The 13829-nt window shown below is 59.9% G+C and carries 11 protein-coding genes and 1 tRNA gene; 4 read left to right on the plus strand and 8 right to left on the minus strand.

Going from position 1 to position 13829, the window contains the following annotated elements; all coding sequences use genetic code 11:
• Position 1 precedes the first annotated feature (1 nt).
• Positions 2-75 (minus strand) — tRNA-Met (locus G5253_RS16660).
• Positions 76-271: 196 nt separating this feature from the next.
• Between G5253_RS16660 and glgX the strand changes: the two genes are divergently transcribed.
• Positions 272-2335: a glycogen debranching protein GlgX gene (glgX, locus tag G5253_RS16665; RefSeq protein WP_151285686.1), complete on the plus strand. Its 2064-nt coding sequence runs from the start codon at positions 272-274 to the stop codon at positions 2333-2335.
• 67 nt (positions 2336-2402) lie between these two features.
• On the opposite strand, the gene G5253_RS16670 is transcribed toward glgX, so the two are convergent.
• The 3 genes from G5253_RS16670 to G5253_RS16680 all read right to left on the minus strand — a co-directional run bounded on the left by G5253_RS16670 (position 2403) and on the right by G5253_RS16680 (position 6069).
• On the minus strand, positions 2403-3122 hold the full coding sequence (locus G5253_RS16670) for a hypothetical protein (protein WP_151285685.1): 720 nt from the start codon (positions 3120-3122) through the stop codon (positions 2403-2405).
• 168 nt (positions 3123-3290) lie between these two features.
• On the minus strand, positions 3291-4928 hold the full coding sequence (locus G5253_RS16675; RefSeq protein WP_216953487.1) for an ATP-dependent endonuclease: 1638 nt from the start codon (positions 4926-4928) through the stop codon (positions 3291-3293).
• A 262-nt stretch (positions 4929-5190) separates the two neighbouring features.
• On the minus strand, positions 5191-6069 hold the full coding sequence (locus G5253_RS16680; protein ID WP_266134870.1) for a helix-turn-helix domain-containing protein: 879 nt from the start codon (positions 6067-6069) through the stop codon (positions 5191-5193).
• Positions 6070-6237: 168 nt separating this feature from the next.
• Here G5253_RS16680 and G5253_RS16685 point away from each other — a divergent pair, with 168 nt between their 5' ends.
• Entirely contained in the window at positions 6238-7155 is a 918-nt protein-coding gene (locus tag G5253_RS16685; protein WP_266134869.1) for a DMT family transporter, read from the plus strand.
• Positions 7156-7215: 60 nt separating this feature from the next.
• A complete protein-coding gene (locus G5253_RS16690) occupies positions 7216-8082 on the plus strand; it encodes a LysR family transcriptional regulator (protein ID WP_266134868.1) in 867 nt (288 codons plus the stop codon).
• A 76-nt stretch (positions 8083-8158) separates the two neighbouring features.
• Here G5253_RS16690 and G5253_RS16695 read toward each other — a convergent pair whose 3' ends face one another.
• From G5253_RS16695 to G5253_RS16710, 4 genes are all read right to left on the minus strand, one after another.
• Complete coding sequence (locus tag G5253_RS16695; RefSeq protein ID WP_005333472.1) at positions 8159-8935, minus strand: TSUP family transporter; 777 nt, start codon at positions 8933-8935, stop codon at positions 8159-8161.
• Positions 8936-9136: 201 nt separating this feature from the next.
• The gene (locus G5253_RS16700; protein ID WP_216953485.1) at positions 9137-9892 is read right to left on the minus strand and encodes a tRNA-uridine aminocarboxypropyltransferase; all 756 of its coding nucleotides are present in this window, start codon (positions 9890-9892) and stop codon (positions 9137-9139) included.
• Positions 9893-10068: 176 nt separating this feature from the next.
• Complete coding sequence (locus tag G5253_RS16705) at positions 10069-11280, minus strand: ROK family transcriptional regulator (protein WP_164536668.1); 1212 nt, start codon at positions 11278-11280, stop codon at positions 10069-10071.
• 130 nt (positions 11281-11410) lie between these two features.
• The gene (locus G5253_RS16710; protein WP_266134867.1) at positions 11411-13078 is read right to left on the minus strand and encodes a methyl-accepting chemotaxis protein; all 1668 of its coding nucleotides are present in this window, start codon (positions 13076-13078) and stop codon (positions 11411-11413) included.
• Positions 13079-13201: 123 nt separating this feature from the next.
• Here G5253_RS16710 and G5253_RS16715 point away from each other — a divergent pair, with 123 nt between their 5' ends.
• Entirely contained in the window at positions 13202-13657 is a 456-nt protein-coding gene (locus tag G5253_RS16715; protein WP_216953484.1) for a YchJ family protein, read from the plus strand.
• Positions 13658-13829: the final 172 nt, after the last annotated feature.

Below are 13829 nucleotides of genomic sequence, written 5' to 3' on the forward strand. Positions count from 1 at the left end.
GTTGCGGGGGCCGGATTTGAACCGACGACCTTCGGGTTATGAGCCCGACGAGCTACCGAGCTGCTCCACCCCGCGTCTGAGGTCGCCAATAATAGGCGCCAGCGCACAGATTGCAAGTAAATATCTCAAAAAAAGTTTATTCGTAGATTAATCAGACAGAGAGTGAGGACATTAGCAGCATCATGCTGTTTTTTCAGGCAATAGAGTCAAAGCCACATACCAGGCACTACACTCAGTGAGATGAACACTCCTCATTTTGGGTAGGTATGATATGCGCATCTCCGCCGGTCACTGCCGTCAGTTGGGGGCGACACCCGACAACCGCGGCGTCAACTTCGCCATCTGGGCCCGCTTGGCCAGCCGGGTAGAGCTGCTGCTTTTCTCCAGTGCCGAAGATGATAGTCCCGAGGTAATTCCCCTCTCCCCCCGTTTCAACCGAACTGCCTACTACTGGCATATCCATATTGAAGGACTCCCCATCGGGCAACGCTACGCCTACCGTATCCAGGGACCATGGCGTCCCTATTGTGGCACCCGCTTTGATGGTGACAAGGTTCTGCTCGATCCCTATGGGCGCAGTATTGAACTGGGCCCCAACTATGACCGATGGGCGGCTGCACGCCCCGGCAGCAATATGGCTTGCTGCGCCAAAAATCGGGTAGTCGATACCCGCCACTACAACTGGGAAGGAGACAAACTGCCTGCTCACTCTCTCTCCCGCTCGGTGATTTACGAACTCCATCTGGGGGGGTTTACCAACTCCCCGAGCTCCGGGGTTGATCCTGCATTGCGGGGCACCTATCTTGGATTGATTGAGAAGATCCCCTATCTGCAATCTCTCGGAGTCACCGCCGTTGAACTGCTGCCGGTGTTTCAGTTCGATCCTCAGGATGCTCCCAGGGGGCTATCCAACTACTGGGGATACAGCCCCATGTCCTTTTTCGCCCCCCATGCCCAGTACGCCTGTGGCGATGATCCGCTGACCGAATTTCGCGATATGGTCAAGGCGCTGCACAGGGCCAATATCGAGGTGATCCTGGATGTGGTCTACAACCACACCGCCGAGGGGGGAGATGATGGCCCCACCTTCTCGTTTCGCGGCATCGACAACGAGGCCTACTACATCCTCGACAACAACCAGAAGGACACCAACTACTCGGGCTGTGGCAACACCTTCAACGGCGCACACCCGGTGGTACTGCGGATGATCATGGACAGCCTGCACTTCTGGCGCCAGGAGATGCACGTCGATGGCTTCCGGTTTGATCTGGCTGCCATTTTGTCGCGGGATGAATCGGGCCAGCCACAGGCCAATGCCCCGACCCTGCGCACCATAGATACCGATCCCAAGATCGCCGATATCAAGCTGATCGCCGAGGCCTGGGATGCAGGGGGGCTCTATCAGGTGGGATCACTGGCCGGCGCCCGCTGGCGTGAGTGGAACGGCCAGTTCAGGGACGACGTACGCCGGTTTCTGCGCGGGGATGACAACAGCGTCACCGCCTTTGTCGAACGGTTGTGCGGTAGCCCCGATATCTATCACTATCACCATGCAGATCCCGAGAAGAGCATCAATTTCGTCACCTGCCACGACGGCTTTACCCTGTGGGACTGGGCCAGCTACAACAACAAGCATAACGAGGCCAATGGCGAGCAGAACCGTGATGGCTGTGATCACAACTTCAGCTGGAACCACGGCCATGAAGGGGTAACGGACGATCCCCAGATCAATGCCCTGCGCACGCGCCAAGCCAAGAACATGATGGTGGCAACCCTGTTATCGGTGGGATCCCCGATGCTGTTGATGGGGGATGAACTGCTGCGCACCCAGCACGGCAACAACAACGGTTACTGTCAGGACAACGCGACCTGCTGGATGGATTGGCAACCAACTCCCCGCAGCCAGGAGATGTTCCGCTTCATGAAGGAGCTGATCCAATATCGCAAACATCTGTTCCAGCGCCCGGAGCAGGAGAGCATGCCACTGTCGCTCACCGAAATCCTGCGGCACAGCGAGATCTGCTGGCACGGAGTCAATGCCATGCAGCCAGACTTCAGTCCCCACTCCCATGCCATCGCCATGTCGGCCCTGTCAAGCGAAACCCGACTGGCCCTTTACGTACTGTTTAACGCCTACTGGGAGCCCCTCACCTTCAACCTGCCCAGCCCGCCCAAGGGAGTTGGCGGCTACTGGCGGCGGATCCTCGATACCGCCCTCCCCTCACCGCAAGATATCTGCACTTTCGGCATGCCACTGGAAGGGTTGACCAGAGAGTATCTGGCCCAGCCGCGCAGCAGTTGCCTGTTTATCTGCGGGGCCGATGACTTCTATTGATTCTCGAGAGTCAGATATGAAAAAGCCCCGGGCCTTGGCTCGGGGCTTGCTCTTTTCAGTACCAGTGTCAGATCAGCTGGTACAGCACGCTGGTAGCGGCAATCTGGGCGATAAGCAGGCCACACAGGGAAGTGGAAACCACCACAGGCGCGGTATCACGCTGCAAGTAGAGCGGGCTGAACCAGAGCAGCAGGGAAGCCACCAACAAGGCAGCCTGTGTCACCACCGCCGGGATCAGATCATCGAGATTGGCTTCAGCCCCTTGCCAGCCCACCAGCACGGCCAGCCAGATAAGGCTGGCCATGGCGCCCGCCAGCGCAGCCAGCGGCAGAAGAGTATTAAACGCCTTGAGGCGGTGACGGGCTCGCAACAGCATCAGGTGAGCAAAGGCCGCTCCCAGCATCACCATCTGCAATAAACCGCTCACCCAGCCCTGCAGCTGCAGCAGCCCGAAGCCATAAACAGCGAGTGGCAACGCCGGTAGCCAGAGCAGCGTTGAGGGGACTGCACGCTTGCCCTCCAGCCGTGACTGGGCCAGCGACAAGCCGACCCCGAGCACCAGTGCGGCACCACCACTCCAGATCAGCCAACTGGCCGCCTTGGCCTCTACCGCCAGCATCAAGGAGAGCGCGGTAATGACCCAGATGGAGAAGAGCTGCTGAGTGATGCGTGAGCGCTGGCCGGGGCAGATATCACCGCGCCATAACACGATACCGAGGGCAATGAGGGCACCAAGCGCCATCAAGCCGGTAAGGGGAAAGAGCCAAAGTGGGAGTTGGACGAACATGACGCCTCCAGCAGCAAGAATTCGGGAGCGCCACCGGGGCGCCGGAGAAGAGTGGGCGAGTATACCCAAACCTGCGGCTATCCCCAATCACGACAAACAGACCGGCAAAAAATGAGCAGATGCCCCGAAGGTCATGATGCAGCCGACAGGCCCATTATCACACCGACTTCACACCTGACCGCGAGCCAGTGCCACTACCCGCGCAAACATCTGACGCAGCACGGGAGGAATATGCTCGGCACCAAGCCGCTCGGCTTCTTCCACCACCGCCAGTGCCATCCCCGGCTTGCTGCGGTGATGAATCGCCTTATTGATGATATGACTGGCACTCCACATGGCTCGTCCGCCCACCCCTGCTTCCCGCCGGAACACGGCTTCAAAACCATTGTGATAGAGGTAATGTTCAATGTCAGAGGCTGGCAACTGAGTCAACCGATCCCGTTCCCGCTCCCCTTTGAGTTGGCCCCGGGCCGAAGCAGCATACTTGAGCCCCGCCTCGTCGCCATCGGTCAACAGGTGCCACTCGATACCAAAATCCCGCGCCACCTTGATCAGCGGTGACTGGCCGCACTGGGCAAACTCGATAATCCGCACCCCTTCGGCCCGCAAACTGTAACCACAGATCTGGGCCAGCTCGGAGAGCAGCCAGATCTCGGTCTCCCCCTCCACCAGCAGCCAGCAACGGGCAAACAGCGACATGGGGCGGTTGATCCGCACGTGGAAGGCGATCTTGCGCAGATCGTCGCTGCTGTAACGCTCGCCCCCCAGCTGGTGACAGAGGATATCCTGCTGACGGCGCACCAGTCGTCGCACCTGATTGAGCGGCAGGGAAGAGAGCAGATCTCCCGAGTTGGTGGTGAGCAGCTTCTGGCCCGGCAGTTGTTCCAGCAGCCCCCACGCCAGCGCCAGCATGGTCGGGTGCAGCCGGCTCTCAGGATCCTCCAGGATCATGATGGGACGGGCCCCCTCCTCCAGCTCGCGATTGCCTCGCGCCTGCAGCAGGGTCGCCGCCATCCCGGCCATCGCCAGTTGCAGGGTGCGGTTATCGGCATGGCGCAGCAGGGTGTGCAGGTTGCCAGGATTGCGCAACGTCATGGGACGATTGATGATGTCACGCTGGCTGCGCGGTTTGTTCTTGATGGGGGCCAGAGCGTTGAAATAGTGATCCATCAGCTGGCGCACTGCTTGCAGCGCCTCCTTCAACTCCGGCTCCCCGATGCGCTGGGGCTCATCGATCAGCTTGTCGGCCAGTTCACTGAGTCTGTGCTCCGAGAGATCTCCCCACTGCAGGGTTTCCACCCCGTTGCGGGCACTGCGAGCGTCCCGCAGCCGGAACACCGGGTTCATGGTGATCAGCAGGCTAACCAATTCGTTAGTATTGGCAATAGGCAGGCTCTTGCCCACCCCGTCGAGAAAGTCGTGAATGGTGAGCACAGAGCCATCAGCTTGCAGCTCGGCACTGGCACGATAGTGGATGCGATGAAACTTGTCCTTGTGCAGCACCCAGGAGGCGCCAAGACGAGCCAGACGGCGAGAATGCTGGCACATTTGTGGCCTGTGCTCACTGAAGGTGAGCACCAGTTGCAGATGACGCGAAGGGGCCAGCTCGGGATCTTCCGGTTGGTGAAAATCATCGGCGGTGAACTGATAGGGCTCGGCATTTTGCCCCAGCAGACACCAGAGCGCGCGCAACAGGCTCGACTTGCCCCAGGTATTCTCGCCAATCAGCACTGTGGTGTGATCCAACCCGAGCGAAAGACGATTTATACCACGAAAACCTTTTACTTCAATACGTTCCAGAAACATCCTGCAATGTCCACGTCACTCAGATTGAGCAATAGTGGCAAAGTTAACTGGAAAATCCTATCGGCAGCCGGGCTTTTTCAACGTGAACTGTGAGGCACTGCAGGTTCGGGAGGGGTGACGACAGCGGTGCGATCTTGCGGGGCATTCCAGTGGCTGAACCAAAGGTGACGGGTACGGATTTGACGTTTGCGATAATTCAATGGGCATTCCTTTCAATGGATAAGTGGTAGAGAGTACACCTCTTTTGCCCAAAGTCTCAGGCTTATCTGTGACGGGAAGATGACAATTGCGCCCGCCACTGCCCCGGCGTCAAACCAAACGCCTCGCGAAAACGATTACCGAAATGGGCCTGGGAAGAGAAGCCACACTGACTGGCGATGCTGGCCAGAGGCTCGGGGCCAGCCAACAGTTGCTTGGCCCGTTTGAGCCGCAGCCCCAGCAGGTAACGGTGGGGCGGGCAGCCGAGACTCTGGCCGAACATGCGGGCAAAGTGATACTCGCTCAGCCCCGCCTGCTGGGCCAGCTCTGCCAGCGTGACCGAGTCGGCCAGATGGGCCTGCAGATACTCCTGCACCCGTTTGATAACCACGGGCGCCAGCCCGCCGCGCAGAGGCGGCAAACCGGGAGCCTCCTCGGTGTGGTGGCGGTAGGCGTGGAGGATCAACATCCAGGCGCCGTGGGAGAGTGCCAGCCGATCGACCCCGTGCTGCCACTCCAGTTGCATCAACTGGCGCTGCACCAGTCCGGCCGCCTGCGGATCGTCGATAAAGGTCTTGTCCACCAGTTGCAGGTGGCGCCCCTCCTTGTCACACGCCTCCTCGGCGATACGGGTGAGGTGAGCCGGGGTGAAGTAGAGATGAAAGAAGCGAAACTCTTCGCGCACCAGCCACTCGGATCTGTGGTGATCCGGCATGATGCACACCTTGCCGGTGCCACCGTGGCCACCCGGCCCATCGAGTCGCTCGGTCTGCTCGCCTCCTTGCAGATAGACGCTCAGGGTGTGGTGGCCCGGCTTGTGATAGCGGGTCTGGTCATAGCAATTGCGCCAACTGGCCACCCCGAGCCCGGGTTCGAGCCAGCAGGCGTCCTCCAGCCGGGCGCCGGTGCTGACCAGTGCATCAAATACCCCTGCTGTTTTCATTCGCCCCTGCCGCCTGTTCAGGTGTACGTATTATGCCGCAGCCATCCATCTTACCAACCGCGCCCGCAGATGACAGCGCAAGGCGATGAAAAACCGCAAGATGGTGCAATCCAGCCATCAGGGCTCGCCCCATAGTGGGTCATCTCTCCCTGACTCACCGGAACTGTGATGAATCTGATGCTCTATTTTGCCACCGTACTTATCTGGGGCAGCACCTGGATTGCCATCGCCTGGCAACTTGGCCCCATCCCCATCGAGGTGTCGGTGCTCTACCGCTTCCTGCTGGCAGCGGTGGCACTGTTTGCCCTGCTCACCGCCAGCGGCCGCTTTCCACGCCTCCCCTTGCACGGCCAGCGTTACGCCGCGTTGCTCGGAGCCCTGCTCTTTTCCACCAACTTTCTCTGCTTCTACCACGCCACCCGTTACATCCCGAGCGGCATGTCGGCGGTGATCTTCGCCAGTGCCAGCATCTTCAACGGCCTCAACCTCTGGCTGTTCGAGCGCAAGCGCCCCACCCTGCGCTGGCTGCAAGGCTCCTTGCTGGGGCTCTTTGGCACCCTGTTACTGTTCTGGCCGGTGCTGGCAAATGCGCAACTGGGTACAAACGGCTGGAAGGGGCTGCTGCTCGCCTGCGGCGGCACCCTCTGTTTTTCGCTGGGCAATCTGGTCTCGGCCCGCGGCCAGCGCCACGGCTACCATGTGTTGCAGATGGTGCCCTGGGGCATGGTTTACGGCGTGGTGCTGTTGCTGGGCTGGGTCACATTGCTCGGTCAGCAGCTGGTGGTGCCGACCGACAGCCACTATCTGGCGGCCATGGTCTATCTCGCCCTGTTTGGCTCGGTCATCGCCTTTACCGCCTACCTGACCCTGGTGGGGCGCATCGGGGCCAGCAAGGCCTCCTACGCCACCGTGCTCTTTCCGCTGGTGGCGCTTACCCTTTCCACCTTTTACGAAGGTTTTGTCTGGCAGCCGGTCTCGGTGGCCGGAGTGGTGGTGAGCCTGATCGGCAATCTGGTGATCTTCGCTCCGCCCCTCAGCGAATGGCGCATTCGACCGGCCAAGGCAGCAAACGACCCTTGCTCCTGAACCAGTCAGCCCCTAAGGTAGCGCCATTCGATATGTATGGTGGCGACACGAGAGGGCGAGATGTTACTGGAAGGGCTGGAGACGCTGAGCCTGCTGGCGAGTGAAGGGACCATGGCCAAGGTGGCCAGTCGCCTCTATATCAGCCAGTCGGCGGTAAGCAAGCGGATTGCCCAGCTGGAGCTGCGCCTTGGCAAGAAGCTGATCGAGCCGGAGGGGCGCCAGATCCGCCTCACCCCGCAGGCGCAGGAGCTATTGGAGCGAGTGGCCCCGAGTCTGGCCGAAATGAAGGGGGTGCTTGCCGATAGTCAGGATCTGGCGGATCAGAGCCCCCTCCCCATCGCCTGCTCCGAAACCCTGCTGGCGGGTTATCTCGCCCACTTTATGCGCGACTATCTGGAGCGCGATCCCCACCTTGCCCTCTCTACCCACCACACCCCGGTCATTCTGGCGCGGGTGCGCAGCGGTGATGCCCTGCTCGGCATCTGCGCCGGTCGGCTCCCACCCGGCCATGGCCTCGGCGCCGATCTGCTGCTTGAGGAGCCCTTCTATCTGGTTGGCGAGGCGCAGCAGAGCCTGCCGCCAGCCAGCGCAGAAAGCAGGCGCAAGATCCTCACCATGGATCTGGAGAACCCCTCCAACCGCTACCTGCGCGAACCGCTGGCTGATTTGGGGCTGGAGCCCGCCATGGAGCTCGACTCCTATCTGGCGCTCATCGAACTCGCCAAGGCAGGCATTGGCCCTGTACTGCTCCCCGCTGGCCTGCTGGGGCTGGTGGGAGAACAGGGGGAGATGGCCCGCCCACTGCCCGGGCTGGGCCGTCCCCTGCATCTGGTCTACCGGCCAAACAGCCTAAAGCGAGAGCGGATCGCCAGGCTGGTGAGCGCCCTGCACCAACACTTTCGCCACTGCAGCGACACACCGCGCTAGCGCTGTAAAACACCAGATATGACAACGGGGCCCAAGGGCCCCGTAAACATCCGATTCGTCGTACACTCCCCGCAACTCAGATCCAGGCAAATAGCTCCGGATACTGGCTCCACACCAGCTTGGCAGACATCAGCAAGGAGACGGTCACCAACAGTGGCTTGATCAGCTTCACCCCTTTTTTCAGCACCATCTTGGAGCCAAAGCGGGCGCCGATAAACTGTCCCAGCGCCATGCAAAAACCGACACTCCACACCACCTTGCCACCGAGGGCAAAGAACAGCAGGGAGGCGATATTCGAGGTGAAGTTGAGCAGCTTGGTATGGGCGGTGGCGCGCGCCATGCCAAAACCCGCCAGCGCTACGAAACCGATGGCAAAAAAAGAACCTGTGCCCGGCCCGAAGAAGCCGTCATAAAAGCCGACACCGCCCCCCACCAGCAACGCAAACAGCATGGGAGTCAGACGGCGGGAGCTCTCGGCATCGCTTACCCGCGGCGAGAAGTAGAAGTAGCAGGCAAAGGCCATCAGCAGGAAAGGGAGCAGGCGCTCGAGAATGGCGGCGTCTATGGTCTGCACCGCCAGCGTGCCGATAGCCGCACCGATAAAAGTGCAGATCACCGCAGGCCAGATCATGGCCCACTCCAGCAGCCCCTTGCGGGCATAGAACCAGGTGGCGGAGAAGGAGCCAAAACTGCTCTGCAGCTTGTTGGTGCCGAGCACCAGCGCGGGCGGCATGCCGGTGGCGAGCAACGCTGGCACCGTCAGCAGACCGCCGCCACCGGCGATGGCATCGATAAAGCCGGCGACAAGCGCTACACCGAACAGGGCAAACAGGGTAACCAGTTCCAATTCCATCCATAGACCTCACGAGAGTGGGTTGCCCTAAGGGGTTGGGCAACCGGAGAACACCAAAACGACGTTGTGCGGGGAGCACAGGCTGTCCGCTATCCTAGCGGGCCACTGACCATGAATCTAACGAAACAGTGGCAGCCAATTGATTCCTGATTTTCATTAATTTGAGCGGCCACGCCCCTGCCCCAACCCTCAGAGGGCCCGTTACAGCGCGGGTGACGGGACTTCCGCTTCCTTGATGGCCGCCAGCGCCTCACATAGATGATCCTCATCGGCACCGGGGAAACGGCTGACCCGACCGGCCATGTAGCGTCTGCTGAACAGATTGAACCAGTGCTGCAATGCCTGCCCCGCCTTGAGCTCCCCCGCCACTTCCAGCACGCAGGCCGCCACTTCGGCGGTGCAGAGGTGCTCGTCGCAGTTGGCCACCCGCATCCCATAGGTCGAGAGCGCATCGGGCTTGATGGCGAGCACCGGAAATCCGTCGAGATAGGGGCTCTTGTTGAACATCTTGCGCGCCTCCGGCCAGGTGCCATCGAGCAGGATAAAGAGCGGTTTTTTACCCGGTGCCAGCGTCACCTCGCCGGTCAGGCGGGCAGGCTCCTTCTCGCAAGCGGGAAAGACCACATAGGGCTGCCAGGCTGGATCGGCCAGCAGGGCCAGCAGCTCGGGATGGGGCTGGGTACGTGACCAGAGAAACGCCCAGGTAGTGTCCGGCAACACATCGGCAATGAGGCGACCGGTGTTGGAGGGTTTCATCGGCTCACTGTCATACATCAGCAGGCAGAAACCTGCCTCTGCTTTGAGTTCGGGGCGCCACTCGCAGGCACACCAGTCTTCGCGCAGCTGACAGGCCGGACAGCGGGCCAGGGTGCCGCCACGGGCAAGAAACGGTCGAGTAGAGATACTCTTGCGCCAGGCCCGCAGGCGGTTGACGGCGTGATCAGGAACAGGCTTCATCTAGGTTCACAACTGGAGTCAAAACAGGAACGGCAGTGGTGCCAACATGTCACGGCGCTGTAAGCGCCCGAAAACAGGGGGGTCTGCCGGAAAAGGGCAAGATTGTACCGAGTTACGCGCTGGCGGAACAGCAATGCCTGCCCCTTTCGCCAGACACAGTGCCAACACCTCTTGCCTTACGACTCCTGACAGCTGCGCAGCAGCTCCAGCAACAGGCTGCCATCGCGCAGTGCCTTGTGCACCTGCACCGAAGTGGGCTTGGTGGGATCTTCGTAGAAGTGGGTCGATTCAATCTGCAGCCGCACCAGATATTCGGCGGGTAACTGGCTGGCCAGCGACTGGTGCAGCATGGGGAACAGCAGCCGATCGGCACGAGTGATCTCGCCCCCCAGCAGCAGCTTGCCCGGATTGAGCAGGCAGATGAGATTGGAGAGTACCTTGGAGAGGCGGCCCGCCGCCTGATGGAGAATATCCTGACAGAGGCCGTTGCCCGCCAGCGCCAGCTCGCACAGCTCGCGGATGGTGACGCTCTCGGGCAAGTCGTGCTCCTGCATCCGTTCGCGCAGATCCCGGTATTGCGCCTCCAGCGCCTGATTGGTCACTAGGGTGCAGGCGCAGCCAAAGCCACCGCAGTAGCAGCGCTGGCCATAGGGCTCGAGCTGCAGATGGCTGAGATCCCCGAGCAGCGCATTCTCGCTCTCGATGAGCTGGCCATTGACCACCATGCCAACCCCGATGTCGTTGTGGACAAACACCAGCACCGCATCGGCGCAATTTTTGGCGGCCCCCCACTCCCGCTCTGCCTGGATCCAGGTGCGCACATCACCACTCACCAGCACAGGTACCGAGAACACCTCCTGCAAGGTCGGCCCAAGCGGCCAGTTGCGCAGATCATAGAAGGGGAAATGTTTGACCATGCCGGAGTGACGCTCTACCTGTCCGGGTAGACAGAGAGCGATACAAGCCAGATTGAGGGACTTTCTCGGCAAGAACCCCTGGATCGCATGTACTAAGCTGCCCAGCAGGTCGTTACGCTCAAGCTCGGTAAAGAGATGGCGATGGCGGGCCAGGGAGCGGCCTGAAAAGTCGAACAGCGCCATATCCACGTAACCACGACCAAGACGCATGGAGAGAAACTGGAAGCGGCGCTCGTTGATGCGCAGCAGGGTCTGACGACGACCGCGCCCCACCGAACTTTCGCCACAGGTCACCACCAGACCACCATCGAGCAGTTCACGAGTGATCTTGGTGATGCTGGCAGGCGAGAGGCCGGTCAGGCGGGAGAGATCGGTGCGCGACAGCTCCTTGTGCTCCTCCAGACTGGCATAGACCAGGCCATAGTTGAGCTGACGGATCAAATCGATACTGCCTTTCACGATCTCATTCATAGGGTATGGATTAAGGGCTGAAACTGGGGCCACCGATTTTCACACATTATTGCTCGATCCCCAAATAAAGCGCGGTCTGAACCGGGGTTCAGACCGCATTGTTGAGTGAATATCACCGAGATGGTCGGGCTCAATAACGGAACTGGGAGACCAGTTTGCGCAATTTGTCACCGGTATTGGCCAGATCGCGGGTGGTGCTGTTGGACTCCATGGCTGCGTCGGTCAGCTCGCTGACGATCTGCTGGATCGCTACCAGGTTCTTGTTGATCTCCTCCGACACCGCATGCTGCTCTTCGGCGGCGGTAGCGATCTGGATATTCATATCGTTGATGGTACTGACAGCCATCACCATGCTGTCGAGGGAGCTGGCAATATGGCTTGCCTCCTGCACCGTCTCCTGACTGCGATCCTCGCTCGCCTGCATCACATCCACCGCCTGCTTCACCCCCCCTTGCAAGCGCTGGAGCATCTCATTGATCTCTTTGGTGCTCTGTTGGGTACGACCGGCCAGCGAACGCACTTCATCCGCCACCACCGCAAAGCCGCGACCCTGCTCACCGGCACGGGCCGCCTCGATAGCGGCATTCAGCGCCAACAGGTTGGTCTGCTCGGCAATGCCGCGAATGACCTCCACCACCGAGCCAATCTTGGCGGTCTCTTGGGCCAACTGTGCGATGACGCCAGCAGCAGTATGCACCTCCCCCACCAGTCGGTTGATGCTGTTGATAGCCGTACTGACCACACCACGAGCTGCGTCGGACTCACGGGCGGCATCACTGGTTGCTGTCGCGGCATTGGAAGCACTGGCCGCCACCTCCTGGGCAGTGGAGCTCATCTCGGTCACCGCGGTGACCACCTGATCGGTCTCGCGACTGTGACCCTGCATCTGATGGTCATAGTGCTCGCTCAGATGGTGCAACTTGTCGACCGCGCTAAAGAGGTGGTTGCTGGTCTCGCCCACCTGACTCACCACCGACTGGATCCGCTCGACAAAGCGGTTGAAAGCGCTGGCCAGCTGGCCAATCTCGTCCTGACTCTGCACCTTGAGCCGCTGGGTCAGATCCCCGTCACCATTGGCAATATCGTTCAATGCCAGCACGGCATCAGCCAGCGGCTTGGTAACCCGATTCCCCACGATCACGGTCGCCGCCAGGGTGACACCCAGGATCAGCAAGATCACCAGCACACTGCTCTGCAGCGACTCGTGCATATTGCTTTCGCGCTCGGCGCGCAGGGCCGCCAGCTCGTTGTCGATGTCATCGATATAGAAACCGGTACCGATAACCCACTGGTATTTGTCGAGCGCAATGTTGTAGGCGAGCTTGGGAGCATCACGACCAATGGAAGGTTTGGCCGTCCAGTACTCGGCAAAGCCATCCCCCTGACGGGCCACCTTGATAATGTCCTGGATCAGCAACTTGCCCTTGGCATCCTTGTCGTTCCAGCGATTTTTTCCCTCCAGCTCGGCACGGGTAGGCAGCAATATGGTATTGCCCTCGAAGTCATAGACAAAGAAATAGCCATCGCTGCCGTAACGCAACGGCCTGAGCAGCTCTTTGACCTTCTGACGATTTTCCGGAGAATCCGGCTGTGCATAAACGGCATCGACGGCGGTTTTGGCCATCATGATGTAACTGCTGAGCAGCGCTTTACGCTCCTTGATGGCATTCTCCCTCGCCACCACCAGCTCAGACTCCAGGTCGCTCTTGGAGACCATGTAGTTACTGAGATTGACCACCAGGGCCATCAGCAGCACGGGTACTGCACCCAATAACAGGATTTTCTGTTTTAGCGTCATCTTTCACATCCTTGCAGCTGTTTTTATTGGAATTCCTTGCTTACCCATCAGTATAGGTGCTGGCAGGGCGAGCCCAGCTTTCGTTACAATTCCCTTAAACAAATCGGCCAGAACGTGAAAATCATGAATCTTTGTCCTTGCGGCTCAACCCTTTCTCTCGAATTGTGCTGTGGCTTACGTCACAGTGGCGCGGTGGCTGACACCCCGGAGCAGCTGATGCGCTCGCGCTACAGTGCTTTTGTGCTTGGTCTGGGGGAGTATCTGGTCTATAGCTGGCACCCGGCCCACCTTGGCGGTCTCACCGCCGAAGAGCTTTCACGCATCGAAACCCGCTGGGATGGTCTCGAAATCATCGCCAGCCAGGGCGGCCCGGAGGATGAAACCGGGATGGTGGAGTTCAAAGCCTGGTTTCTGGAAGGGAATGAGCGTCACTGCCTCCATGAGCGCTCTCGCTTCGTGCGTTATCAGGGCCGCTGGGTCTACACCGAGGGAGAGCAGGATCCGGCGCCCCTCAAGGCGGGGCGCAACGATCCCTGCCCCTGTGGCAGCGGCAAAAAACACAAAAAGTGCTGCGGCTGACCCCTAACACACCCACCAGACTCGTCAAACAGTGACAAGGGGCATCCGATGCCCCTTTTTTGTGCCTGTTATTCGCCACCAACCCACAAACCGATGCGATAACAAGCGTGACAAATGTCACATAATGCTCATTAACGCGCGAGCAAATGAGCGTTTTCGAGCGCAAATTTGG

The sequence above is a fragment of the Aeromonas sp. 602658 genome, assembly GCF_049173005.1.
Taxonomy (GTDB): Bacteria; Pseudomonadota; Gammaproteobacteria; order Enterobacterales; family Aeromonadaceae; genus Aeromonas; species Aeromonas veronii_A.